Origin of the sequence: Aquincola tertiaricarbonis (assembly GCF_023573145.1) — a bacterium.
In the GTDB taxonomy this organism is placed as follows: Bacteria; Pseudomonadota; Gammaproteobacteria; order Burkholderiales; family Burkholderiaceae_C; genus Aquincola; species Aquincola tertiaricarbonis_B.
Genome location: NZ_CP097638.1, coordinates 66,812 through 92,370 on the forward strand (window position 1 = coordinate 66,812; position 25,559 = coordinate 92,370).

Below are 25,559 nucleotides of genomic sequence, written 5' to 3' on the forward strand. Positions count from 1 at the left end.
GGAGAAAATAATGATGAAATTCCTGCAAATTCCTCCCCGCTTTCTGTTTTTCACGGGCAAGGGTGGCGTCGGCAAAACCTCGATTGCCTGCGCCACGGCCATTCAGTTGGCCGAAGCCGGAAAGCGCGTCCTCCTGGTTAGTACTGACCCGGCATCCAACGTCGGGCAGGTATTTGGTGTCGATATCGGTAATCGCGTCACACCGATTCCGGCGGTTCCACGTCTTTCTGCTCTGGAGATTGATCCCGAGGCAGCGGCCAGTGCCTATCGGGAGCGCCTGGTCGGCCCGGTCCGCGGCGTGCTTCCTGATGACGTGGTAAAGGGCATCGAAGAATCGTTGTCCGGCGCGTGCACCACCGAAATTGCCGCATTTGACGAGTTCACCGCGCTACTGACCAACGCGGCACTCACGGCTGATTACGAGCACATCATCTTTGACACAGCGCCCACCGGCCACACTATCCGCTTGCTGCAACTGCCGGGCGCGTGGAGCGGCTTCCTGGAAGCCGGCAAGGGCGATGCCTCGTGCCTCGGCCCGCTGGCCGGTCTGGAAAAGCAGCGTACTCAGTACAAGTCGGCTGTTGAAGCCTTGGCCGATCCGCTGCAAACCCGTCTGGTGCTGGTCGCTCGCGCCCAGCAGGCGACCTTGCGCGAGGTCGCCCGAACCCACGAAGAACTGGCAGCCATAGGCCTCAAACAGCAACATCTCGTCATCAACGGCATCCTGCCTCACATCGAAGCCGCTACCGACCCACTCGCCGCTGCAATCCACGAACGGGAACAAACGGCGCTGAAGAACATCCCGGCTAAGTTGACTGCGCTTCCGCGTGATCATGTAGAACTCAAGCCCTTCAATCTCGTCGGCCTTGAAGCACTGCGGCAGTTGCTGACCGACCTTCCTCCACAAGCACCCACAGCGGTTGATTCCCCGATCGAACTCGACGAGCCCAGCGTGGCCGAGCTGATCGACGGCATCGCGGCGGATGGACACGGGCTGGTCATGTTGATGGGCAAGGGTGGTGTAGGCAAGACAACCCTGGCGGCCGCCATCGCGGTCGAACTGGCGCATCGCGGCTTACCGGTGCATCTGACGACCTCCGATCCTGCTGCCCACTTGACCGACACACTGGATTCCTCGCTCGATAATCTGACCGTGAGCCGAATCGATCCGCATGCCGAGACCGAGCGCTATCGCCAGCACGTCCTGGAAACCAAGGGCGCTCAACTCGATGCCGAAGGCCGCGCGCTGTTGGAAGAGGATCTGCGTTCGCCCTGCACGGAAGAGATTGCGGTCTTCCAGGCGTTCTCCCGCATCATTCGCGAGGCCGGTAAAAAGTTCGTCGTCATGGACACGGCCCCGACCGGGCACACCTTGCTCCTGCTCGACGCGACGGGTGCGTATCACCGCGAAGTGTCACGACAAATGGGCAAGACCGGCGTGCACTTCACGACGCCGATGATGCAATTGCAGGACCCGAAGCAAACGAAGGTACTCGTCGTCACGCTGGCAGAGACGACGCCGGTATTGGAGGCCGCCAACCTGCAAGCTGACTTGCGCCGTGCCGGGATCGAGCCATGGGCCTGGATCATCAACACAAGCGTGGCGGCGGCTTCGGCCAAGTCGCCGTTACTGCGTCAGCGTGCGGCCAACGAGCTACGCGAAATCAGCGCCGTGGCCAATCAGCACGCGGACCGTTACGCGGTTGTCCCGCTTCTGAAGGAAGAACCGATCGGTGCAGAACGACTGCGTGCGCTCATCCATCCTCAAGCATAGGAGATCGACCATGTTGATCCGGAATTACATGACGCCCGATCCGGTAACCATTCAACCTGAAACACCGGTTGAGGACATCGCGAGGCTGCTGCTTGCCCATCGCATCAACGGCGTTCCGGTGGTCGACGGCGCTGGTCGGCTGATCGGCGTTGTGACTGCGGAGGACTTGATTCACCGGGGAGCGGACGAACGGCTTGAACCCCGTGAATCGATTTGGAAGGAGAACTTCTGGGTTTCCTTTCTTGGCCCAAAGGGGACGCAGCGCGACAAGGCCGAGGGGCGTACTGCCGCAGAGGTAATGACCACGGAAGTGCACAGCGTCGCGCCTGCCATGCATTCCTCCGTTGCAGCCCGGCTGATGGTGGACCATCACTTAACGTCCCTTCCTGTCGTGGAGGATGGGAAAGTGATCGGCGTCATCTCCCGGATTGACCTCTTAAGCCTTCTTAAAGAACTCGAAAACCCTCTGAAAAGAGAGAATTGACGTGATTGCTGCCCTACTGATTTTTCTTGCCACTATCGTTCTGGTGATCTGGCAACCGCGCGGGCTGGGCATTGGCTGGAGTGCGACGCTTGGCGCTGTCGTGGCGTTACTGTCCGGTGTCGTTCACTTCGGTGACATTCCTGTCGTCTGGCAGATCGTCTGGAACGCCACAGCCGCATTCATTGCCATCATCATCATTAGCCTGTTACTCGATGAGGCCGGGTTTTTCGAATGGGCAGCCTTGCACGTCGCACGCTGGGGCGGAGGGAAAGGACGTCTGCTGTTTGCGCTGATCATCTTGCTTGGTGCAGCCGTCGCCGCGCTTTTTGCCAACGATGGCGCAGCGCTGATTCTCACGCCAATCGTCATGGCCATGTTGTTGGCACTGGGTTTCACTCCGGCCGGAACGCTCGCCTTTGTCATGGCAGCCGGTTTCATCGCAGATGCCGCCAGCCTGCCGCTTGTCGTATCCAACCTGGTCAACATCGTCTCTGCCGACTTTTTCAATATCGGGTTCAATGACTACGCTGCGGTGATGGTTCCAGTGAATATTGTCGCCATCATTGCCTCTCTGGCCGTGCTGTCGATCTATTTCCGCCGCAGCATCCCCGCACGCTACGACGTGAATCAGTTGAAACAGCCGAATGAGGCCATTCGCGATGTGGCTACGTTTCGTTTCGGCTGGGTGGTTCTGGCCCTGCTGCTGGTCGGATTCTTCGGCCTTGAGCCGCTAGGCGTGCCGGTTAGCGCCGTGGCTGCCGCAGGCGCCCTGCTGTTGCTCGTCGTCGCTGCGCGCGGGCATGTCATCAGCACCCGCAAGGTGATCCGTGAAGCGCCTTGGCAAATTGTCATTTTCTCGCTGGGAATGTATCTCGTGGTTTATGGGCTGCGTAACCAAGGACTGACGGAACATATCGCAAGGCTGCTGGATTACTTCGCACAAGGCGGTGTATGGGGCGCCGCCTTTGGAACTGGCTTCCTCACAGCGCTGCTGTCCTCGGCCATGAACAACATGCCGACGGTACTGGTGGGCGCCCTGTCCATTGATGCCACAAGCGCAACGGGCGTGGTAAAGGACGCGATGATCTACGCCAATGTGATCGGTAGTGACCTGGGGCCAAAGGTCACCCCGATCGGCTCGCTGGCGACGTTGCTTTGGCTGCATGTGCTGGCGCGCAAGGGAATGACAATCACATGGGGGTATTACTTCAAGGTGGGCATTGTGCTAACCGTCCCCGTACTTGCGGCGACCCTGGCAGCGCTGGCACTGCGCCTGAGTCTCGCTTAATGCGAGCGGAGCGCTGTTTGCGGACATGCATGCAGTATTGGAGTAAAGAAGGGTGAGCGGCTTGGCGTATGGCTATTCTTTTGAGTGCGGTCATCGGGATACCGCTCTATATCGCCTTTTTTAGCGGAACTGGATTTACTCGGCCATAGAAAGAAAAAGAGCATCCATGCCACGCCGTTCGATCCTGTCCGCCGCCGAGCGTGACAACCTGCTGGCATTGCCGGACGCCAAGGAAGAACTGATCCGTCACTACACGTTCAGCGACACCGACCTGTCCATCATCCGGCAGAGGCGCGGTCCGGTCAACCGGCTGGGCTTCGCCGTGCAGCTCTGCTACCTGCGCTTTCCTGGTGTCATCCTTGGCGTCGATGAGCCACCGTTTTCGCCCTTGTTGAAGCTGGTCGCCGACCAGCTCAAGGTCAGCATCGAAAGCTGGGACGAGTACGGCCAGCGGGAACAGACACGGCGCGAGCACCTGGTGGAGCTTCAAACAGTGTTCGGCTTCCAGCCCTTCACCATGAGCCACTATCGGCAGGCCGTTCAGTTGCTGACCGAGCTGGCCATGCAGACCGACAAGGGCGTCGTGCTGGCCAGCGCCTTGATCGAGCACCTGCGGCGGCAGTCGGTCATTCTGCCCTCCCTCAACGCCGTTGAGCGGGCGAGCGCCGAAGCGATCACCCGCGCCAACCGGCGCATCTACGAGGCCTTGGCCGAACCACTGTCGGACGCGCATCGCCGCCGCCTCGACGATTTGCTCAAGCGTCGCGACAACGGCAAAACGACCTGGCTGGCCTGGCTGCGTCAGTCGCCCGTCAAGCCGAACTCGCGGCACATGCTGGAACACATCGAACGCCTCAAGGCATGGCAGGCGCTCGACCTGCCTTCCGGCATCGAGCGGTCGGTACACCAGAACCGCCTGCTCAAGATCGCCCGCGAGGGCGGTCAGATGACGCCCGCGGACCTGGCCAAGTTCGAGGCGCAGCGCCGCTACGCGACCCTGGTGGCGCTCGCCATCGAGGGCATGGCCACCGTCACCGACGAAATCATCGACCTGCATGACCGCATCCTGGGCAAGCTGTTCAACGCCGCCAAGAACAAGCATCAGCAGCAGTTCCAGGCGTCCGGCAAGGCGATCAACGCCAAGGTGCGGCTGTTCGGGCGCATCGGTCAGGCGCTGATCGAGGCCAAGCAAGCAGGCCGCGATCCGTTCGCCGCCATCGAGGCCGTCATGTCCTGGGATGCCTTCGCCGAGAGCGTCACCGAAGCGCAGAAGCTCGCGCAACCCGAGGACTTCGATTTCCTGCACCGCATCGGCGAGAGCTACGCCACGCTGCGCCGCTACGCGCCGGAATTTCTCGACGTGCTCAAGTTGCGGGCCGCGCCCGCCGCCAAGGACGTACTCGACGCCATCGAGGTGCTGCGCAGCATGAACAGCGACAACGCCCGCAAGGTGCCCACCGACGCGCCGACCGAGTTCATCAAGCCGCGCTGGCAGAAGCTGGTGATGACCGACACCGGCATCGACCGGCGCTACTACGAACTGTGCGCGCTGTCGGAGCTGAAGAACGCGCTGCGCTCCGGCGACATCTGGGTGCAAGGCTCGCGCCAGTTCAAGGACTTCGAGGACTACCTGGTGCCGCCCGCGAAATTCGCCAGCCTCAAGCAGGCCAGCGAATTGCCGCTGGCCGTGGCCACCGATTGCGACCAGTACCTGCATGACCGGCTGACGCTGCTGGAAACGCAGCTCGCCACCGTCAACCGCATGGCGCTGGCCAACGAGCTGCCGGACGCCATCATCACGGAGTCGGGCCTGAAGATCACGCCGCTCGATGCGGCGGTGCCCGATACCGCACAGGCCCTGATCGACCAGACGGCGATGATCCTACCGCACGTCAAGATCACCGAATTGCTGCTGGAGGTAGACGAATGGACGGGCTTCACCCGGCACTTCGCCCACCTGAAGTCAGGCGACCTGGCCAAGGACAAAAACCTGTTGCTGACCACGATCCTCGCCGACGCGATCAACCTGGGCCTGACCAAGATGGCGGAATCGTGCCCCGGCACGACCTACGCCAAGCTGGCCTGGCTGCAAGCCTGGCACATCCGCGACGAAACCTACGGGGCGGCACTGGCCGAGCTGGTCAACGCGCAGTTCCGACATCCCTTCGCCGAGCATTGGGGCGACGGCACCACGTCATCGTCGGACGGCCAGAACTTCCGCACCGGCAGCAAGGCCGAGAGCACCGGCCACATCAATCCGAAATACGGCAGCAGCCCAGGGCGGACGTTCTACACCCATATCTCCGACCAGTACGCGCCGTTCCACACCAAGGTCGTGAACGTCGGCGTGCGCGACTCGACCTACGTGCTCGACGGCCTGCTGTATCACGAATCCGACCTGCGGATCGAGGAGCACTACACCGACACGGCAGGGTTCACGGACCACGTCTTCGCGTTGATGCACCTGCTGGGCTTCCGCTTCGCCCCGCGCATTCGTGACCTGGGCGACACCAAGCTCTACATCCCGAAGGGCGATGCCACCTACGAGGCGTTGAAACCGATGATCGGCGGCACGCTCAACATCAAGCACGTCCGCGCCCATTGGGATGAAATCCTGCGGATGGCCACCTCGATCAAGCAGGGCACGGCGACGGCCTCGCTGATGCTCAGGAAGCTTGGCAGCTACCCGCGCCAGAACGGCCTGGCCGTCGCCCTGCGTGAGCTGGGACGCATCGAGCGCACACTGTTCATCCTGGACTGGCTGCAAAGCGTCGAGCTGCGCCGCCGCGTGCATGCCGGGCTGAACAAAGGCGAGGCGCGCAACGCGCTGGCTCGCGCCGTGTTCTTCAACCGCCTGGGCGAAATCCGTGACCGCAGCTTCGAGCAGCAGCGCTACCGGGCCAGCGGCCTCAACCTGGTGACGGCAGCCATCGTGCTGTGGAACACGGTTTATCTGGAACGGGCCGCGAATGCCCTGCGTGGCCACGGCAAGCCCGTTGATGACTCTCTATTGCAGTATCTGTCGCCACTGGGATGGGAACACATCAACCTGACCGGCGATTACCTCTGGCGCAGCAGCGCCAAGATCGGCGCGGGCAAGTTCAGGCCGCTACGGCCGCTGCAACCGGCTTAGCGTGCTTTATTTTCCGTTTTCTGAGACGACCCCCAGAGGGCCCGCCCGGCGCGGGCCCTCTGGGTTGCTGCGGCAATGACGGCGCTGATCGCCGCCTTCTTCCTGCTGCGCGAGCACTGGGGGCACGTTGCCGGCTACTGGCCTTACCTCCTGCTGCTGGCCTGCCCGGTGATGCATCTGTTCCACGGACACGGGGGCCACGGTCACCATGGCCATTACGACGCGGGTACGGACCGCTCGACGAACCGGGACGCCTGAGAGCATGGACATGAAGTCGCACAACGGCCACGACGGGCACGTCCATGGCACCACCCCGGGCGCAGACGACCACGCGCATCATCACGTAGGCCACGAAGGACATGCGCACGGGGCGGGGCACGAACCCCACCACGCGCACCACGACGCCGCCGCACCGTCGGTGACCCAACCGCTGAAGGATCCGGTCTGCGGCATGACCGTCACCGCGCAGTCCGAGCACCGGACTGCGCATCAAGGCCGCCCGTACTACTTCTGCAGCGCGAAGTGCCTGGGCCAGTTCACCGCCGACCCCGCGCGCTATGTGCAGCCGGCGGCGCCTGCTGCGCCCGCACCCGCGCTAGCGGAGGCTGCGCCTGGCGCGGTCTACACCTGCCCGATGCACCCCGAGATCCGGCAGGACCACCCCGGCAACTGCCCGAAGTGCGGCATGACGCTCGAGCCGGTGCTGCCGGAACTCGACGAGGCCGAGAACCCGGAACTGGTCGACTTCAAGCGCCGCTTCTGGTGGACGCTGCCCCTGACCATCGTGGTCACGGTCATGGCGATGTTCGGCCACCGCCTTGGCTGGTTCGACATGGCGCGGCAGAGCTGGATCGAACTGGTGCTCACGCTGCCGATCGTGCTGTGGGCCGGAGCGCCGTTCTTCGTGCGCGGCGCGCAGTCGATTGCCAACCGCAGCCCCAACATGTGGACGCTGATCGGCCTGGGCACCGGCGCGGCCTTCGTCTACAGCGTGGTGGCCACCGTGGCGCCGCAGGTGTTCCCGGCTTCGTTCGTCTCGATGGGCCGCGTCGCGGTGTACTTCGAGGCGGCGGCGGTGATCATTTCGCTGACGCTGCTCGGCCAGATCCTGGAGTTGAAGGCGCGTTCGCAGACCTCCACGGCGATCAAGTCGCTGCTGGGCCTCGCGCCGAAGACGGCTCGCCGCATTGCGGCCGACGGCAGCGAGTCGGACGTGCCGCTCACGCATGTTCATGTGGGTGACCTGCTGCGCGTGCGCCCGGGCGAGAAGGTGCCGGTCGACGGGGTCGTGGTGGAGGGCAGCAGCGCGCTGGACGAATCGATGCTGACCGGCGAGCCGCTGCCGGTGACCAAGCGGGTCGGCGACAAGCTGATCGGCGCGACGATGAACACCAGCGGCGCGCTGGTGATGCGCTCCGAACACGTGGGCTCGGCAACGGTGCTCGCGCAGATCGTGCAGATGGTGGCGATGGCGCAGCGCTCGCGTGCGCCGATGCAGCGCATGGCCGACCAGGTGGCGGGCTACTTCGTCGTCGGCGTCGTCGGTGTCGCGCTGCTGACCTTCTTCGCCTGGGGCTTCTTCGGACCGGAGCCGAGCTGGGTCTACGGCCTGATCAATGCGGTGGCCGTGCTGATCATCGCGTGTCCCTGTGCGCTGGGTCTGGCCACGCCGATGTCGATCATGGTCGCGACCGGCCGCGGGGCGACGAGCGGCGTGCTGTTCCGGGATGCCGCGGCGATCGAGAATCTGCGCAAGATCGACACGCTGATCGTCGACAAGACCGGCACGCTGACCGAAGGACGGCCGAGCTTCGAGCGCGCGGTGGCCGCGCCCGGAAACAGCGAGGACGAGGTGCTGCGCCTGGCGGCTAGCCTGGACCAGGGCAGCGAACACCCGCTGGCAGCCGCCATCGTGTCCGCAGCGCGGCAGCGGGGCCTGTCGCTGGAGAAGCCCGAGCAGTTCGATTCCGAGTCGGGCATCGGCGTGCGCGGCACGGTCGGCGGTCGATCCCTCGCGCTCGGCAACACCGCGCTGATGGCGCAGTTGGGGGTCGATGTGGTACCGCTCGCGTCGCAGGCGGAAGCGCTACGGGCGCAGGGGGCGAGCGTGATGCACCTGGCCGTCGATGCGCGGCTGGCCGGGCTGCTGGCCGTGTCGGACCCGGTCAAGGCGACGACGCCCGATGCGCTCAAGTCGCTGCGCGCAGCGGGCCTGCGGGTTGTGATGGCCACGGGCGATGGCCTGACGACCGCACGCGCGGTCGGCCAGCGGCTGGGCATCGACGAGGTCCACGGCGAGGTCAAGCCGGCTGACAAGCTGGAACTCGTCGCCAGGATGCAGGCCGAGGGCAAACGGGTGGCCATGGCCGGTGACGGCATCAACGATGCGCCGGCGCTGGCACGCGCCGATGTGGGCATCGCGATGGGCACGGGGACAGACGTGGCGATGAACAGCGCCCAGCTGACTCTTGTGAAGGGCGACCTGCGCGGCATCGCGACCGCCCGGGCGCTGTCGGTGGCCACGGTCGCCAACATGAAGCAGAACCTGGCCTTCGCCTTCGTCTACAACGCGTTGGGCGTGCCGCTGGCGGCCGGGGTGCTGTTTCCGTTCACCGGCTGGCTGCTGTCGCCGATGATCGCGGCGCTCGCGATGAGCCTGAGCTCGGCGTCGGTGATCACCAACGCGCTGCGACTGCGCAAGGCTACGCTGCTGCAGGACTGAGTACCGGGCCTACCGTGGACATCATCGCGCACACGCTCTGGGCCGCGGTCGGTGCAGCGGTGGTGCACCGCCGCAGGCGGCTATCGCAAACGACGGTGGTCGCCACGCTGATCCTGGCGGCACTGCCCGACGTGTTGCATCTGCTGCCCATCGCGGGGTGGTGGCTGTTCAGCGATGGCTCCTTCGCCGCCTTGCGCGGCTATGCGGTGGCGATCCCGGGCCAGGAGCCGGGCCTGCCGCAGCTGGTCCAGCTGTGGTCGCACCACCTGCACTGCGTGATGCACAGCGCACCGATCGCCGCGCTGGCAACCCTGTTGGTCTGGGGCTTGCGGCGGTCGCTCTGGTTTCCGCTTCTCGGCTGGTGGTCGCACATCGTGATCGACGTGTTCACCCATTCGGCCGACTACTACGCCGTGCCGGTGCTCTATCCGTTCACCGAGCGCGGCTTCGACGGCATCGCGTGGACTACGCCCTGGTTCATGGTGGCCAACTACCTGGCGCTCGCGGCGGTCGGCATTTGGTTGCTGGCAAGCAGGAGGTCTTTGCATGGATGCAATGGTCCGTAGAGGGGCCAGCCTGGGCTTCGACCCTGCGTTCTCGCCCTCGCCAAGTTCGCCGAGAACATCCTCGGGTGCCCGTTCATCACGGTCGGCTTGCGGCCTGGCTCGTTGAAAGGCGTCGGGTGCAAAGCTCGAATCCGAGCAGCGCGAATATGTCGCATGTGAGCCAGTAGCAAGCCTGACATTCGCCCCAATTCATTCACCCCAATACAGATGGTTGCCCCTACACTAACAGGTGCTGGGTGACCTCCAGCGTTCACTGCCCAATCAGTTTTGGCCCTCATGATCGCCTCTCCAACCCGCAACCCGTGCTGCGCATTCAATGCGCTGCCATTGGCGTTTCGGGGTTCGCAACCATGACGCGCTCTTTCCTGAAGGCGGTGGCCCGTGGCCTCGTCGGCGTCGTGCTGGCAACGCAGATGCTCATTGCCGCCTATGCCTGCCCCTCCCTGGCGCTGCCCGCGGCAACTGCCATGCAGATGCCCGATGCGAGCATCTCGGCAGTTGAACAGAGCAGTGCAAACGCCGACATGTCGGCCGCACAGGCCGGCAACTGCGACGACATGGCTGGCGCCCTGGATCCCGCAGCGCCCAATCTCTGCGCCGAGCACTGCAAATATGGTCAGCAGAGCGATCACGCGCCGACCTTGAATGCGCCGGCGGTCGTGCTGGCCGCTTTGTATTCCCTGCCGCTGGTGCCCGTGACGGCACCACCGCCGCGTCCTGCGGCGGCCACGCTGAGTGCACTGGTTGCGGCGTCTCCACCGCACGCCATCCTGCACTGCGTGCACCGAATCTGATCCTCCAGACGACGCGGCGCTGAGGGCCCTTCGGGTCGCTCGGCGCGTCGGTCGTGCCCGGCCGCGTCTTGCGAGTTCCTGCTCGCCGACGTGAATCGGGCCCGACACGAAGCCCCCGGTTCGTTGTCTGGAGTTTTCATGTTCACAGTTCCGTTTCAACGCGAGCGGCGTGCGCGCTGTTCGCTGCGATGCTGGGCCGCTGCATTGGCCATGGGCGCGCAGCTTGTCGGCCTGGATGCGTACGCGCAGCAATCCCTGAGCCTCGAGCAGGCGCTGCGCCTGGCCCAGGAGCGTTCACGCCTGCTGGTTGCCCAGGACGCCGGCGCCGCCGCGGCACGCCAGATGGCGTTTATCGCAGGGCAGTTGCCCGATCCGGTGCTCAAGACCGGGCTGAGCAGCCTGCCGATCAGCGGGCCGGACCGGTTCAGCTTCACTCGTGATTCCTCCACGATGGCCACGGTGGGCGTGATGCAGGAGTTCACGCGCGCCGACAAGCGCACAGCCCGCGCAGGGCGGTTCGAGCGCGAGGCTGAGGTGGCCGAAGCTGGGCGTGCCGTGGCGCTGGCCGACCTGCGGCGCGACACCGCGATGGCCTGGCTGGATCGCCTGTACCAGGAGCGCATGCGCGAGTTGTTGCAGACGCAGCGTGCCGAAGCCGCCCTGCAGATCGAGGCTGCAGAGGCGGCGTACCGGGGCGGACGCGGCATGCAGACAGATGTGTTTGCGGCGCGGTCGGCCGTTGCCCAGATCGAAGACCGTATCCGGCAGTCCGATCGGCAGATTGCCACGGCCAAGACGCGGCTCGCGCGCTGGGTGGGCGAGGGCGCGAACCAGGCGCTCGGCGTGCCACCCGACCTGGGCATGATCCGCCTGGACGCCGAGCGCCTGGAAGCCGAACTGACCCATCACCCGCAGATCGCGCTGATGGTCCGCCAGGAAGCCCTGGCCCGGGCCGAGGCGGACGTCGCGCGCGCCAGCAAGCGCGCGGACTGGAGCGTCGAGCTGACCTACAGCCAGCGCAGTTCGGCCTACTCGAACATGGTCTCCGTCAATCTCTCGATCCCCTGGCAGTGGGACCCGAAGAACCGGCAGGACCGCGAGGTGTCGGCCAAGCTCGCACTGGCCGAGCAGGTGACAGCCCAGCGCGAAGAGGCCACGCGCGAGCATGTGGCGCAGACCCGCGCATGGCTGCAGGAGTGGCAAGGCAATCGGGATCGCCTGACGCACTACGACCATGACCTGATCCCGCTGGCCAGCGAGCGCACCCGTGCCGCGATCGCTGCCTACCGCGGAGGCGGGGGCACGCTGAGCGCCGTGCTGGAAGCGCGGCGCATGGAGATCGACACCCGCATGGACCGGCTGCGCCTCGACATGGAGACGGCGGGCCTGTGGGCCCAGATCGAGTACCTGATACCGGCCGAGCACCCTGCAGGCGCCGTCACGGAGAAATGAACATGACGAAACTCAAACCCCTCTTGATCGGCCTGATCGCGGTGGGCGTGCTCGGTGCTGCCGGCTATGGCCTCTACGCCATCGGCATGAACCGCGGCATGGGCATGGCTCCCGCAGCCGGTAGCGACGCAACGGCGGGAGGAGCGGCTTCGACGGCCGCGCCCGTCGGGACCCCGTCCAATGAATCAGGCGAGGACGCCACGCGCCGACACATCAAGGCGGGCATCAAGGCCGGCGACGTCGATCCGACTACTGGCAGGAAGGTCTTGTACTACCACGACCCCATGGTGCCGGGGAACAAGTTCGACAAACCGGCCAAGTCGCCGTTCATGGACATGATGATGTCGCCGGTCTATGCCGACGGCGACAGCGACGGCAGCAAGGTCACGGTCAGTCCGCGTATCCAGCAGAACCTGGGCGTGCGCACCGCCGCCGTCACGCAGGGCACGCTGTCGCCGCAGGTGTCTGCGGTGGGCAGCATTGCGTTCAACGAGCGTGACCAGGTCATCGTGCAGGCGCGTTCCACCGGCTATGTCGAGCGCCTGCATGTGCGTGCCACGCTGGACCGCGTGGCCAAGGGGCAAGCGCTGGCCGAGTTGTACGTGCCCGACTGGATCGCCGCCCAGGAGGAATTCCTTTCGGTGCGCCGAATGGAGGGCACCGACCTCGCACCGCTCGTCGATGGCGCCCGACAGCGCATGCGCCAGGTCGGCATGAGCGAGGCGCAGATCGCGCTGGTTGACAGCAGCGGGCGCACGCAGCCGCGCATCACGCTCATCGCACCGATCGGCGGCGTCGTCACCGAGCTGATGGCGCGCGAAGGCATGACGGTGATGTCCGGCGCCACGCTGTTCCGCATCAACGGTCTGGGCACGGTGTGGGCCAACGCCGAGGTGCCGGAGAGCCAGTCGGCGCTGCTGCGCCCAGGTGCGAAGGTTCAAGCCGTCAGCCCGGCCGTGCCTGGCACGAAGTTCGACGGCAAGGTGCAGGCTATCCTGCCCGAGGTCAACGCCACCACCCGTACGCTGAAGGCCCGCCTTGAGCTGGCCAACCCCGGCGGCGCGCTGGTGCCCGGCATGTTTGTGCAGATGCAGTTCACGGACATGCGCGAGCAGAAGGCGCTGCTGGTGCCCACCGAAGCCATCATCCAGACCGGCCGGCGCACCGTGGTGATGCTGGCTGAACAGGATGAGAAGGGAGGCCGCTTCCGTCCCGTAGATGTCGAGATCGGCATCGAGAGCGGCGGCCAGACCGAGGTCAAGCGCGGCCTGCAGGCCGGCCAGCGGGTCGTGGTGTCCTCGCAGTTCCTGATCGATTCCGAAGCCAGCCTGAAGGGCGTCGAGGCGCGACTGAATGTCGAGCCCCAACCCACCGCCGCCAATAACGCGCCGCGCCACCAGGGCGAGGCCAAGGTCGAAAAGATCGACCGCGACGCCGTCACGCTCTCGCACGGCCCCATCGCCTCGCTGAAATGGGGCGCCATGACGATGGACTTCAAGCCACCCCAGCGCGGGCTGCCGCGAGGGCTGGCTGTTGGCGACAAGGTCGGCTTCGAGTTCTACATGGATGCGGAGAACCTGCCGCAACTGAGCGCCGTCACCGTGTTGGCGCCCGAGCCCAACCCGGCTGCCGCCGCCGGGAGCAAGCCATGATTGCCAAGCTGATCCGCTGGTCGATCGCGAACCGCTTCCTGGTGCTGCTGACCACCGTGATGCTCAGCGCGTGGGGCGTCCATTCGGTGCTGCGCACGCCGCTGGACGCGCTGCCTGACCTGTCCGACGTGCAGGTGATCATCCGCACGACCTATCCCGGCCAGGCGCCGCGCATCGTCGAGAACCAGATCACCTACCCGCTGACGACAACGATGCTGTCGGTGCCGGGGGCGAAGACGGTGCGCGGTTACTCGTTCTTTGGCGACAGCTTCGTCTATGTGCTGTTCGAGGACGGCACCGACCTGTACTGGGCTCGCTCGCGGGTGCTGGAGTACCTGAACCAGGTGCAGGCGAGGCTGCCGCCTGGCGCCACGGCTTCGCTGGGCCCCGACGCCACCGGTGTCGGCTGGATCTACCAATATGCGCTGATCGACCGCAGCGGCCAGATGGACGCCGGCCAGTTGCGAGCGCTGCAGGACTGGTTCCTCAAGTACGAGCTGAAGACGGTGGCCAATGTCGCCGAAGTGGCGACCGTGGGTGGCATGGTGCGCCAGTACCAGATCGTGCTCGACCCGAACAAGCTGGCGGCCTACGCCTTGCCGCATACCAAGGTCGTCGAGGCGATCCGCAAGTCCAACCAGGAGAGTGGCGGCTCGGTTCTCGAACTTGGCGAGGCCGAGTACATGGTGCGCGCATCGGGCTACCTGCAGTCGCTCGATGACTTCCGCAAGATCCCGCTGCTGAGCACAGATGCCGGCGTGTCCGTGCGCCTGGGCGATGTGGCGCGCATCCAGGTCGGCCCCGAGATGCGGCGTGGCATCGGTGAGCTCGACGGCGAGGGCGAGGCCACCGGCGGCGTGATCGTGATGCGCTCGGGCAAGAACGCGCTGGAGACGATTGCCGCCGTGAAGGCCAAGCTGCAGCAGCTGCAGGGCAGCCTGCCCAAGGGCGTCGAGATCGTCCCAACCTACGACCGTTCCAGCCTGATCGAGCGTGCGGTGCAGAACCTCGGCTTCAAGCTGCTCGAGGAGTTCATCGTCGTTGCGGTGGTGTGCTTCATCTTCCTGTTCCACCTGCGCTCGGCCTTCGTCGCCATCGTCTCGTTGCCGCTGGGCATCCTCGCCGCCTTCATCGTGATGCGCTACCAGGGCGTCAACGCCAACATCATGTCGCTCGGTGGCATTGCCATCGCCATCGGCGCGATGGTCGATGCGGCGGTGGTGATGATCGAGAACGCGCACAAGCACCTCGAACACTGGAGCCATGCGCATCCGGACCAGAAGCTTGAAGGTGAGGAGCGCTGGCGGGTGATCGGCGACTCGGCCGCCGAGGTCGGGCCGGCGCTGTTCTTCTCGCTGCTGATCATCACGCTGTCGTTCATCCCGGTGTTCACGCTGGAGGCGCAGGAGGGGCGGCTGTTCTCGCCGCTGGCCTTCACCAAGACCTACGCCATGGCGGCTGCGGCCGGGCTGTCGGCCACGCTGATCCCCGTGCTGATGGGCTACCTGATCCGTGGACGCATCCCGGATGAGAAGACCAACCCGCTCAACCGCTTCCTGATCGCGGTCTACCGGCCGCTGTTGAACGCCGTGCTGCGGGCCCCCAAGCTCACGCTGGCCGCGGCCGCGCTCGTGCTGGTGGCAAGCCTCTGGCCGCTGCAGCACATCGGCGGCGAGTTCATGCCGCGCCTGGACGAGGGCGACCTGCTCTACATGCCGTCGGCGTTGCCGGGCCTGAGTGCGGGCAAGGCGGCCGAACTGCTGCAGCAGACCGACCGCCTGATCAAGACCGTGCCCGAGGTGGTCAGCGTCTACGGCAAGGCCGGCCGCGCCGAGACCGCCACCGACCCGGCGCCGCTGGAGATGTTCGAGACCACGATCCAGTTCAAGCCGAAGAGCCAGTGGCGAGCGGGCATGACGCAGGACAAGCTGGTTGACGAACTGGATCGCATCGTCAAGGTGCCGGGCCTGGCCAACATTTGGGTGCCGCCGATCCGCAACCGCATCGACATGCTGGCCACCGGCATCAAGAGCCCGGTGGGCGTCAAGGTCGCGGGCACCGATCTGGCAACCATCGACCGCGTGGCCGGCGAGATCGAGAAGGCCCTGAAGGACGTACCTGGTGTCAGCAGCGCGCTGGCCGAACGGCTGACCGGCGGGCGCTACGTGGACGTGACGATCAACCGCGACGCGGCGGCGCGCTTCGGCATGAACATCGCCGACGTGCAGTCGGTCATCACCTCGGCAGTGGGGGGAGACAACGTTGGCGAGACGGTCGAAGGCTTGCAGCGCTTCCCGATCAACCTGCGCTACCCGCGTGAGACGCGCGATTCACTGGAGAAGCTGCGCGCGCTGCCGATCGTCAGCGAACGCGGTGCGCGCCTAGTGCTGTCCGACGTGGCCGACGTCCGCATCACCGACGGGCCGCCGATGCTGCGCAGCGAGAACGCACGCCTGTCGGGCTGGGTGTACGTGGACATCCGAGGCCGTGACCTGAGGTCGGCGGTGCAGGACATGCAGCGTGTCGTTGGCGAGAAGGTCCAGTTGCCACCAGGCTACTCGGTCTCGTGGTCGGGGCAGTTCGAGTTCCTGGAGCGCGCGACCGCCAAGCTGAAGGTGGTGGTGCCGTTCACGCTGCTGATCATCTTCGTGCTGCTGTACCTGACCTTCAAGCGCTTCGACGACGCGCTGCTGATCATGGCGACGCTGCCCTTCGCGCTGGTCGGCGGCATCTGGCTGCTGTACCTGCTGAACTACAACCTCTCGGTGGCGGGGGCCGTCGGCTTCATCGCGCTGGCCGGTGTCTCCGCCGAGTTCGGCGTGATCATGCTGCTGTATCTGAAGCAGGCCTGGGATGCCCGCGTTGCCCAGGGCAGGACTGGCACCGACGACCTGCTCGACGCGATCCGCGAAGGCGCGGTGCTGCGTGTGCGCCCGAAGGCGATGACGGTGGCGGTGATCCTGGCCGGCCTGTTCCCGATCATGTGGGGCACCGGTACTGGCTCGGAAGTGATGCAGCGCATCGCCGCGCCGATGGTCGGCGGAATGATCACTGCGCCGCTGCTGTCGATGTTCGTGATCCCGGCGGCCTACCTGCTGATGCGGCGCAAGCCTGAGCCTTCGGCTTGGCGTCTGGCGTTCTGGCGGAGGCAGCGTGCTGCTGCCTGATCGCCTTCCTGCACTGGCGCCTCAACCCGGTGCCGCGCAACTCGCGTTGCGCGACAGCAGCGCCAGTGCTTATCCGTCCTACCGCCAGAGCTCCGTTTGCGCTCATCTCAACCCTCCTCAAAGGAAATCGACATGAAGAAAGCTGCACTCCCTTCGCTGGTCCTCGCCCTGCTCGCGCCCGCCATGGCGGCCATGGCCCAGCCGAAGATGGACGACATGAAAAGCATGGACATGACCAAGAAGCCGGCCGCGACGGCGTCGGTGGTCCACAAGGCCATGGGGACCGTCAAGAAGGTGGATGCCAAGGGCGGCGTCGTGACGCTGGCGCACGAGCCGATCAAGTCGCTCAACTGGCCGGCCATGACGATGGGCTTCAAGGTCAAGGACAAGATGCTGATGGACAAGCTCACCGATGGCAAGAAGGTGGAGTTCGAGTTCACGCAGGACGACAAGGACTACGTTGTCACCGGCGTGAAGTGACCCGGTTGCGCCAGACGGGCGCAACCGTCCGTCAGGCGCACCGACCTGCTGACCGTCGCAGGCGCGAGTTGCTGCGGTCGATCTGCGGTTCCGGGTGTTCGGGCCCGGCCGTGAAGGGGAGCCAAGATGCGATCGAATCGGATTACGTGTACGTCCGCTGCATCGGCCGAGCCTGAGTTGGCGTTGGCTGATCGACTGGGCTGGCGTCGCCGGTCGCTGCTGCTGGCGGGCGTGCGTGCTGCGACTGCGGCACCGCTGCTCGGCGGCTGTGCCGCGTGGCAGCCTGGTCAGTCGGCCGAGCCCGTGGATGCGACCGAGGCTCCTGGATTTCTCCCGCCGCCCGACGGCGTGCGGCGGCCTGTCGCGCTGGTGTTGTCGGGGGGCGCCGCCCGCGGGTTTGCGCACTTGGGTGCTTTGCGGGTGCTCGAGCGCGAGGGCCTGCGGCCCGACCTGGTGGTGGGCACCAGCGCCGGCGCGATGGTCGGCGCGATGTGGGCGTCGGGCATGCCCGTCAGCGAGATCGAGCGCGCCGCGGAGCAACTCGACTGGACCGTGTTCTTCGACTTCGACCCCGTGCGCACCGTGTTGGGCGGCCTGGGGCTCGGCCTGGTGCCCGGGGCTCGGCTGGAGCAATTCCTGCGGCAGCACCTGCGTGGGCCGATCGAGCGCTTTCCTTTGCCGTTTGCTGCGGTCGCCGCCGACATGGAAAGCGGCGAGGTCGTGCCGCTGAACCACGGCGACGCAGCGAAAGCGGTGCGCGCGTCCTGTGCCGTTCCCGGCGTCTATGCGCCTGTGCGTGCCCGCGGCCGATTGTTGGCCGACGGGCAGATTGTCAGCCCGCTGCCGGTGATGACAGCTCGGCGGTTGGGTGCCATGCGGGTGCTGGCCCTCGATGTCGTGTACCCGCCGAACCACTCGGAGATGTCGAGCCCGGTGTCGATGCTGTTCCAGTCGCTGATCGTCTCGGGCTGGCGTCAGGTGCTGGCTGAGCGTGCGCTGGCCGATCTGGTGATCACGCCGGAGATTCGAACTTCGTCGCAGCTGGGCCTGGGGAGTCGGGGCTGGGTGACCGCTGCCGGGGAGACAACGGCCTTGTCTCGCATCGGGGAGATTCGCCGGCTCTTTGCTCCCTCACCTTGAGCAGCCTCCGAAGAATGGTAGGCGCACAACCGGCGCATTGACTCTGTGCACGCCGTGAGCCCGCAATGTCAGCGGCTGCGGGTGAGTACGTTGTGGTTGTCCCGGGTAGCGGTGTGACACAGTGGCTTTGCGGCAACCTCAAGTTCTTCCCACACCAGCCGAAAAGCCTCAAAGCGCTGCGCATAGTTGGGCCGTTGACCCTACCCAGCCAGCGCCAAGCCCTGTAGCTGCTACACTTTTGCCATGCGTCGCTGGTTCGCCATGCTCATGTTGGTCTTGCTGCCGTTCCAGTTCACCTGGGCGGCGGTGGCCAGCTATTGCGGACACGAACGTGGCGCGGCTGCCCAACACTTTGGCCACCACGAACACCAGCACCATGCCGACTCGGGTGCCGCGCAGGCCGATGGTGATGGTTCTGGCAAGACGCTGGGCGGCAACGATTTCGACTGTGCCAACTGCCATGGCAGTTGTTCCGGGATCGTGTCGCCATTGACGGGTTTGATGTCGCTTGACATCGCGACGCAGCCGGCCATGTTGGCTGCAGGGCTTGTACGCACCCTGGTGCACAGTCCGCCCGAACGCCCTCAGTGGGCACCCCTCGCCTGATCGGCGAGGCGGCTACTTCTCCCTCCTGAAGCCCGTCCGCGCCTGAGCGCGGGCCGTCATCGACGGCCGCTCAGCTGCGACGCGACCCGTCTGGGTTGCTCCCTCGTCGATCTCCCGTGAGTTGTTTTCAACACTGGAGCATCGGATGCACCGAGGAAATTTCATTGCGAACGCACGCTGGCGAAACACGGCCGGCGCGATCTTGACGTTGGCGCTCAGCGCCGTCTCCGCAGGGGCATTGGCGCAGACCCCTGCGAAGCCTGAACGCCTGACCTTGAGCCAGGCCTTTGAGGCCGCCTGGGCCAGGCAACCTGAAGTGGCTGCGCTGACGGCACGCCGCGAAGCGACCCGCGCGCAGCAGCAGGCTGCAGCGTCCTGGACCCCAGAACCTGTGGCAGTGGAACTGACCGGCAAGACCGACCGCCTGAACCGCAATCTGGGCACCCGCGAGTACGAGGCAGCCCTGGCCATTCCGCTGTGGTTGCCGGGTGAGCGGGGGCGCAGCCAGGCCCTGGCCCAGGCCGAAGGCCGTGCCGTCGAAAGCCGGTCCTTGGCAGCCCAATTGCGCGTGGCCGCCAGCGTGCGGGATGCCTGGTGGAACTGGCAACGCGCTCGCGCCGAGGCTGCCACTGCGCAAGGCCAGCTCGACAGCGCGCAGCGGATTGCGGCCGATGTGGGCAAGCGCCTCAAGGCCGGCGATCTGGCCCAGGCCGACCAGCACCAGGCTGACGGCGCGGTTGCCGCCGCACAGGCGGCGGTGGCGCAAGCGGACGCTGCCGTGATCGTGGCCGAGCAGTCGCTGCGCACCTTGGTGGCGTCGCCCGCCGTGGACTTCAAGGCCAGCCCGGCCGATCCGGGTGCCGAGCCAGTGCCCGATGCGGCAGTGAATGATCTGGACGCACACGGTGAACTCTTGGCATTGAAGGACCGCGCTGCCGTGGCCGAAGGCACTGCCGCCTTGGCTGCCACGCAGTCACGCGCCAACCCCGAGCTGACGGTCGCTACCACGCGCGACCGTGGCGCCTCAGGCGAGGCTTGGCAACAGACCTTCACCGTGGGTGTGCGCATCCCCTTCGGGGCGGGCCCGCGCCACGACGCTCGCACCGCCGCGGCCAGGGCCGAGACGCTGGAACTGCAGGCGCAGCTGAACCTGGAACGGGCCCGCCTGGCCGGCGAGCGTGACGCGGCCAAGGCCCGCGCCGACGGGGCGAGGCTGCAATTGGCCGCTGCCGACCGCCGGGCGCAACTGGCTCGTGAGTCCCGCGGCTTCTTCGACAAGTCCTTCCGCATGGGCGAGACCGACTTACCCACGCGGCTGCGCATCGAGGCTGAGGCCGCCGAGGCCGACCGCCAAGCCGCACGCGCACGGATCGAATTGGCCGCCTCCATCTCCGCCTGGCGCCAGGCGCTCGGGCTGCTGCCGCAATGAGGGCCGTCGCGGCACCGGTACTGCCGAGCGAGCCATCGAACAACGACTTTGGAAATTCCGCCATGAAACACTCCTCCACATTGGCTGCGATCCCGCTCGCAGCCCTTCTCTTCTTGACGACGCCAGGGGCCATGGCCGGTGACGGCCACGACCATGGTGCCGCTGCACCTGCGGCCACTGGGCCAGCCTTGCCCAGGTTCGCCGCGGTCTCGGACGTGTTCGAGCTGGTGGGCGTGCTCAACGGCAAGCAAATCACGCTTTACCTCGACCGCACCGCCGACAACAGCCCGGTCACCGAAGCCCAGATCGAACTCGAGGTCGCTGGCAAGAAGTTCAAGGCCGCCAAGCAAGGCAGCGACGAGTTCGAAGTCGTGTTGCCTGAAGCCCCTAAGCCCGGTGCGCTGCCGATCACGGCCACGGTGACGGCCGGGGCCGACAGCGACCTGCTGGCCGGCGAGCTCGACATCCATGAAGCGGCGCATGCCGACGAGGCTGAGCACAGCCATTCGTGGAAGGAGTACGCCGGTTGGGCGTTGGGGGGCATTGCCGCGCTGGCGGTGTTGTTGACGGTGGGCCGGCGCGTGATGCGCTCGCGCCAAGTTCGCATGGGGGGTGCAGCATGAAGCGCGCTTTGAATCTGAAGCAGCTGCGGCTGGGCGTCCTGGCCAGCGTTGTGATGGTGCTGTGCGCCACGCCGTTGGCCCAGGCTGGCGAAGGCCATGACCATGGTGGCGGTGGCGCCGCGCCCAGTGCCAACGGGCCGCAACGCCTGCCTGACGGCAGTGTGTTCCTGCCCAAGCCCGCGCAGCGCCAGCTGGGCGTGCGCACGCTGACCACGGCCGAAGCTGAGTTGCCACGCTCGGTGGAACTCGCCGGCAAGGTGCTGATGGACCCGAACGCCGGTGGCAAGGTGCAGCCGTTGAACGCAGGCCGCATCGAGCCCGGCCCGCGCGGCCTGCCCAATCCGGGCCAGGCGGTGCGCAAGGGCGAGGTGCTCGCGTACGTCGTGCCTTCGACGGCACCCATCGAGCGCTCCAACCAGTCGTCGCAATTGGCCGAACTGCGGGCCGCCAAGTCGCTGGCCGACAAGCGCGTGGCGCGCCTGAAGGAACTGGCGGACACGGTGCCGCGCAAGGACATCGAGGCCGCCGAGAGTGAATCCGCCAGCCTGACCGAGCGCATCGCCGCCATCGGTGGCGGCCTGGCCACCCGTGAAGCCCTGGTGGCGCCTGTGTCGGGCGTCATCGCCTCTGCGCATGCGGTGGCGGGCCAGGTGGTCGATGCGCGAGAGCTGGTCTTCGAGATCGTCGACCCGAGTCGCTTGCGCATCGAGGCCCTGGCCTTTGATCCGGCGCTGGCGGCCAACGTCGGCAGCGCCACATTGGCCATTGGCGACAAGCGCGTGCCGCTGGACTTCACGGGCGCAGCGCGCAGCCTTCGCGAGCAAGCACTTCCGTTGGGTTTCCGCGCCCAAGGTGCAGCCCTCGACAGCCTGGCCGTGGGCCAGCCGGTGCGCGTGTTCGTGCAGACCAAGGACAAGGTCAAGGGCCTGGCCGTCCCGGTTGCCTCGTTGATGAAGAACCCGGCGAACCAGACCATCGTCTGGGTCAAGTCAGGGCCTGAACGCTTCGAGCCCCGCACCGTGACGACGGAGTCTTTGGACGGCGTCAGCGTGTCAGTGACCGCCGGCCTGAAGGCCGGTGACCGCGTGGCCACGCAAGGCGCCACCTTGATCAACCAGGTGCGCTGACATGTTCAAGTGGCTACTCGACAACAGCCTCGGCAACCGGCTGCTGGTGATCATCGCCAGCGTGGTGCTGATGGGCTATGGCGCGTTCACGCTGTCCCGCACGCCAGTGGACGTGTTCCCCGACCTCAACAAGCCGACCGTGACCATCGTCACCGAGGCGGGCGGCATGGCCGCCGAAGAGGTGGAGCAGCTCATCACGTTCCCACTGGAAACCACGATGAACGGCCTGCCCGGCGTGGAGACGATCCGCTCGGTCTCCTCGGCGGGCCTGTCTTTCATCTACGTCACCTTCAACTGGAGCACCGACATCTTCCGCGCCCGCCAGCTCGTCAGCGAGCGCTTGGCGTCGATGGAAGAAGGCCTCGCTGAAGGCGTGCTGCCGCGCATGGGCCCGATCAGCTCGATCATGGGCGAGATCATGCAGATTGCAATTCCGGTGGACACCAGCAAGATCTCGGCGATGGCCGTGCGTGAATACGCCGACTGGGTGCTGCGGCCGCGCCTGCTGTCGGTGCAGGGGGTGGCGCAGGTCATTCCCATCGGTGGCGAGGTACGGCAATTCCAGGTGCAGCCCAACACGGTGCGTATGGCCGAGCTGGGCATCAGCCACGAGCAGATGGAGGCTGCGCTCAAGGGCTATTCCAGCAACACCTCTGGCGGCTTCCTGGAGCTGAACGGGCGTGAGTACCTGATCCGCAACCTGGGCCGCACCTCCAGGCTGGATGACCTGAAGAACCTGGCGCTCACGGCCAAGAACGGGCAGCCCATCCTGATGCGCCAGGTTGCCGAGGTGACCTTTGCGGCAGCCACCAAGCGGGGTGACGCGGGCTTCGAGGGCAAACCGGCTGTGATCCTGGGCATACAGAAGCAACCCTCGGCCGACACGATTGCGCTGACCCGCAACATCGAAGAAGCGCTGGCTGGGTTGAAGACCTCGCTGCCGGCCGGCATGGAGGCACCCAAGGTCACCTTCCGGCAGGCCAGCTTCATCGAGGCCTCGATCACCACGCTGCAAGGCAAGTTGATCGGCGCGTCGGTGTTCGTGGCCGTGATCCTGTTCTTCTTCCTCGGCACGCTGCGGCCCACCATCATTGCGCTGACCGCGATCCCGGTGTCGATCTTCATCACGGCCCTGGTCTTCCGCTACTTCGGCTTGTCGATCAACACCATGACGCTGGGCGGCCTGGCCATCGCCATCGGCGGCCTGGTCGACGACGCGGTGGTCGGTGTCGAGAACGTGTTGCGGCGCTTGAAGGAAGACCGCGCCAAGCATCCCACCTCGCGCCTGCACCCGCTGGAGGTGGTGGCCCACGCCACGATGGAGGTGCGGTCGGCGATCCTGTACGCCACGGTGATCATCGTGCTGGTCTTCATCCCGCTGTTCGCGCTGCCGGGGCTGGAAGGCAAGCTCTTCGTGCCGCTGGGCATCGCGTTCATCGTGTCGACGCTGGCCTCGCTGATCGTCTCGGTGACGGTGACCCCGGTGCTCAGCTTCTACCTGCTGCCACGCATGAAGAATCTGGACCACGGCGATACCAAGGTGCTGCGCTGGCTGAAATCCAGCTACCAGTCGTCGTTGCAGTCGGTCTTGAATGCGCCGAAGGCTGCCTTGACTGCGGCGGGTGCGGCGGTGGTGGTGGCGATGGCGGCGGTGCCGTTTTTCCCCACCACCTTCCTGCCGCCCTTCAACGAAGGCACGCTGCTGATCGGCCTGCGCCTGAACCCCGGCGTCACCCTCGCCGAAACCTCGGCCCTGGCTCGCCAGGCCGAAGTGCTGGTGCGCCAGGTGCCCGAGGTCACGCACGTCGGTCGGCGCAGCGGCCGCGCCGAGCTGGACGAGCATGCCGAAGGGGTGCACGTCAGCGAGCTGGACGTGGGCCTCAAACCCACGGCCGAGCTCACGCGGACCATGGACGAGATCAAGGCCGACATTCGCGCCCGCCTGGTCAACATGCCGGCTGCGCTGGAGATCGGCCAGCCCATCTCGCACCGCATCGACCACATGCTCTCGGGTGTGCGCTCGCAAATTGCGATCAAGATCTTCGGCGAGGATCTGGACGCCTTGCGTGGCCAGGCTGACGTGTTGCGCGCCAAGTTGGCTGCCATCCCGGGCGTCGCCGACCTGCAGATTGAGAAGCAGGTGCTGGCGCCGCAGATCAAGGTGCGGGTGGACTATGCCGCTGCTGCCCAGTACGGCGTGCCCGCGCCCCAGGTGCTGGCCACGCTGCAGAACCTGGTCGAAGGTGAGAAGGTCACGCAGATCGTCGAGGGCAGCCGGCGGTTTGCGCTGGTGGTGCGTGTGCCGGAATCGGCGCGCTCGGTGGAAGGCCTGGGCAAGATCCTGATCGAGACGCCGAGCGGCCGCATCCCGCTGTCGAAGATCGCCACCATCGAAGACGGTGACGGCCCCAACCAGATCAGCCGTGACGATGGCAAGCGGCGCATCGTGCTGTCGGCCAATGCCTCGGGCCGGGCCCTGTCAGAGATCGTGGCCGACATCCGCGCCGTGGTGGCCGACACCAAGCTGCCCGAGGGTTACTTCATCACCCTGGGCGGCCAGTTCCAGGCGCAGGAGGAAGCCTCGCGCCTGGTCGGCCTGCTGAGCATCGTGTCGCTGACGCTGATGTTCGTGGTGCTGTTCAGCAGGTACAAGTCGGGCGTGCTGGCCGCGCTGATCATGGTGAACATCCCGCTGGCGCTGGTGGGCGCGGTCATCGGCCTGTGGCTGTCGGGCCAGCCGCTGAGCGTGGCCGCGCTGGTGGGCTTCATCACGCTGGCGGGCATCTCGGTGCGCAACGGCATCCTGAAGGTCAGCCACTACATCAACCTGATGCGATTCGAGGGTGAGAACTTCGACCACAAGATGATCATGCGCGGCTCGCTGGAACGGCTGAGCCCGGTGTTGATGACGGCGCTGGTGACGGCCTTTGCGCTGGCGCCGCTGCTGTTCGAAGCCGAGCAGCCGGGCACCGAGGTGCTGCATCCGGTGGCCGTGGTGATCTTCTCCGGCCTGATCAGCTCCACCCTGCTCGACACCTTCCTGACGCCCGCGATGTTCTGGCTCTTTGGCCGCAAACCGGCCGCAGCGCTGATGGACAGCAAGGACGCCGAGGCCCTTTGAT

18 protein-coding genes are annotated in these 25,559 nt (G+C 66.0%); all 18 read left to right on the top strand.

Features of this window, described 5'->3' with window-relative positions:
• Window positions 1-10: 10 nt before the first annotated feature.
• The 18 genes from arsA to MW290_RS32760 all read left to right on the top strand — a co-directional run bounded on the left by arsA (window position 11) and on the right by MW290_RS32760 (window position 25,558).
• Window positions 11-1,774, top strand: coding sequence for an arsenical pump-driving ATPase (gene arsA / locus MW290_RS32675; RefSeq protein ID WP_310740192.1), 1,764 nt, complete (start codon window positions 11-13; stop codon window positions 1,772-1,774).
• 10 nt (window positions 1,775-1,784) lie between these two features.
• On the top strand, window positions 1,785-2,258 hold the full coding sequence (locus MW290_RS32680; protein ID WP_250200191.1) for a CBS domain-containing protein: 474 nt from the start codon (window positions 1,785-1,787) through the stop codon (window positions 2,256-2,258).
• 1 nt (window position 2,259) lies between these two features.
• Complete coding sequence (locus MW290_RS32685) at window positions 2,260-3,546, top strand: arsenic transporter (RefSeq protein ID WP_250200192.1); 1,287 nt, start codon at window positions 2,260-2,262, stop codon at window positions 3,544-3,546.
• 166 nt (window positions 3,547-3,712) lie between these two features.
• Window positions 3,713-6,679 carry a Tn3 family transposase gene (locus MW290_RS32690; protein ID WP_250200193.1) on the top strand — a complete coding sequence of 989 codons (2,967 nt, stop codon included), beginning with the start codon at window positions 3,713-3,715 and terminating at the stop codon, window positions 6,677-6,679.
• Between the two features lie 75 nt (window positions 6,680-6,754).
• Window positions 6,755-6,937, top strand: a complete 183-nt coding sequence (locus tag MW290_RS32695) for a DUF2933 domain-containing protein (RefSeq protein ID WP_250200194.1) — start codon at window positions 6,755-6,757, stop codon at window positions 6,935-6,937.
• A gap of 10 nt (window positions 6,938-6,947) precedes the next feature.
• Window positions 6,948-9,401, top strand: a complete 2,454-nt coding sequence (locus MW290_RS32700; protein WP_375142992.1) for a heavy metal translocating P-type ATPase — start codon at window positions 6,948-6,950, stop codon at window positions 9,399-9,401.
• Between the two features lie 14 nt (window positions 9,402-9,415).
• A complete protein-coding gene (locus tag MW290_RS32705) occupies window positions 9,416-9,967 on the top strand; it encodes a metal-dependent hydrolase (protein ID WP_210800093.1) in 552 nt (183 codons plus the stop codon).
• A 302-nt stretch (window positions 9,968-10,269) separates the two neighbouring features.
• Window positions 10,270-10,761, top strand: coding sequence for a hypothetical protein (locus MW290_RS32710; protein WP_250200195.1), 492 nt, complete (start codon window positions 10,270-10,272; stop codon window positions 10,759-10,761).
• A gap of 138 nt (window positions 10,762-10,899) precedes the next feature.
• Window positions 10,900-12,213: a TolC family protein gene (locus tag MW290_RS32715; protein ID WP_210800095.1), complete on the top strand. Its 1,314-nt coding sequence runs from the start codon at window positions 10,900-10,902 to the stop codon at window positions 12,211-12,213.
• Window positions 12,214-12,215: 2 nt separating this feature from the next.
• Complete coding sequence (locus tag MW290_RS32720) at window positions 12,216-13,865, top strand: efflux RND transporter periplasmic adaptor subunit (protein ID WP_250200196.1); 1,650 nt, start codon at window positions 12,216-12,218, stop codon at window positions 13,863-13,865.
• Entirely contained in the window at window positions 13,862-17,032 is a 3,171-nt protein-coding gene (locus MW290_RS32725; protein WP_210800097.1) for an efflux RND transporter permease subunit, read from the top strand. Before MW290_RS32720 ends, MW290_RS32725 begins: the two co-directional genes overlap by 4 nt.
• A 132-nt stretch (window positions 17,033-17,164) precedes the next feature.
• Window positions 17,165-17,512: a copper-binding protein gene (locus MW290_RS32730; RefSeq protein ID WP_210800098.1), complete on the top strand. Its 348-nt coding sequence runs from the start codon at window positions 17,165-17,167 to the stop codon at window positions 17,510-17,512.
• 183 nt (window positions 17,513-17,695) lie between these two features.
• A complete protein-coding gene (locus MW290_RS32735; protein ID WP_210800100.1) occupies window positions 17,696-18,652 on the top strand; it encodes a patatin-like phospholipase family protein in 957 nt (318 codons plus the stop codon).
• Window positions 18,653-18,895: 243 nt separating this feature from the next.
• Complete coding sequence (gene czcI / locus MW290_RS32740; protein ID WP_210800102.1) at window positions 18,896-19,258, top strand: cation efflux protein, CzcI family; 363 nt, start codon at window positions 18,896-18,898, stop codon at window positions 19,256-19,258.
• A 145-nt stretch (window positions 19,259-19,403) separates the two neighbouring features.
• Complete coding sequence (locus MW290_RS32745) at window positions 19,404-20,687, top strand: TolC family protein (protein ID WP_210800104.1); 1,284 nt, start codon at window positions 19,404-19,406, stop codon at window positions 20,685-20,687.
• 62 nt (window positions 20,688-20,749) lie between these two features.
• Window positions 20,750-21,310, top strand: a complete 561-nt coding sequence (locus tag MW290_RS32750; RefSeq protein ID WP_210800105.1) for a hypothetical protein — start codon at window positions 20,750-20,752, stop codon at window positions 21,308-21,310.
• 53 nt (window positions 21,311-21,363) lie between these two features.
• Complete coding sequence (locus MW290_RS32755) at window positions 21,364-22,437, top strand: efflux RND transporter periplasmic adaptor subunit (RefSeq protein ID WP_375142994.1); 1,074 nt, start codon at window positions 21,364-21,366, stop codon at window positions 22,435-22,437.
• 1 nt (window position 22,438) lies between these two features.
• Window positions 22,439-25,558, top strand: coding sequence for an efflux RND transporter permease subunit (locus tag MW290_RS32760; protein WP_250200197.1), 3,120 nt, complete (start codon window positions 22,439-22,441; stop codon window positions 25,556-25,558).
• The last annotated feature ends 1 nt before the right edge of the window (window position 25,559 follow it).

What these genes read in the sequence shown, in the direction of transcription:
- MW290_RS32680 (WP_250200191.1), top strand. Translation starts at nt 1,785, where the DNA reads ATGTTGATCCGGAATTACATGACGCCCGATCCGGTAACCATTCAACCT.
- MW290_RS32695 (WP_250200194.1), top strand. Translation starts at nt 6,755, where the DNA reads ATGACGGCGCTGATCGCCGCCTTCTTCCTGCTGCGCGAGCACTGGGGG.
- MW290_RS32750 (WP_210800105.1), top strand. Translation starts at nt 20,750, where the DNA reads ATGAAACACTCCTCCACATTGGCTGCGATCCCGCTCGCAGCCCTTCTC.
- MW290_RS32760 (WP_250200197.1), top strand. Translation starts at nt 22,439, where the DNA reads ATGTTCAAGTGGCTACTCGACAACAGCCTCGGCAACCGGCTGCTGGTG.
- MW290_RS32725 (WP_210800097.1), top strand. Translation starts at nt 13,862, where the DNA reads ATGATTGCCAAGCTGATCCGCTGGTCGATCGCGAACCGCTTCCTGGTG.
- MW290_RS32720 (WP_250200196.1), top strand. Translation starts at nt 12,216, where the DNA reads ATGACGAAACTCAAACCCCTCTTGATCGGCCTGATCGCGGTGGGCGTG.
- MW290_RS32700 (WP_375142992.1), top strand. Translation starts at nt 6,948, where the DNA reads ATGAAGTCGCACAACGGCCACGACGGGCACGTCCATGGCACCACCCCG.
- MW290_RS32715 (WP_210800095.1), top strand. Translation starts at nt 10,900, where the DNA reads ATGTTCACAGTTCCGTTTCAACGCGAGCGGCGTGCGCGCTGTTCGCTG.
- MW290_RS32755 (WP_375142994.1), top strand. Translation starts at nt 21,364, where the DNA reads ATGGTGCTGTGCGCCACGCCGTTGGCCCAGGCTGGCGAAGGCCATGAC.
- MW290_RS32690 (WP_250200193.1), top strand. Translation starts at nt 3,713, where the DNA reads ATGCCACGCCGTTCGATCCTGTCCGCCGCCGAGCGTGACAACCTGCTG.
- MW290_RS32730 (WP_210800098.1), top strand. Translation starts at nt 17,165, where the DNA reads ATGAAGAAAGCTGCACTCCCTTCGCTGGTCCTCGCCCTGCTCGCGCCC.
- arsA (WP_310740192.1), top strand. Translation starts at nt 11, where the DNA reads ATGATGAAATTCCTGCAAATTCCTCCCCGCTTTCTGTTTTTCACGGGC.
- MW290_RS32745 (WP_210800104.1), top strand. Translation starts at nt 19,404, where the DNA reads ATGCACCGAGGAAATTTCATTGCGAACGCACGCTGGCGAAACACGGCC.
- czcI (WP_210800102.1), top strand. Translation starts at nt 18,896, where the DNA reads ATGCGTCGCTGGTTCGCCATGCTCATGTTGGTCTTGCTGCCGTTCCAG.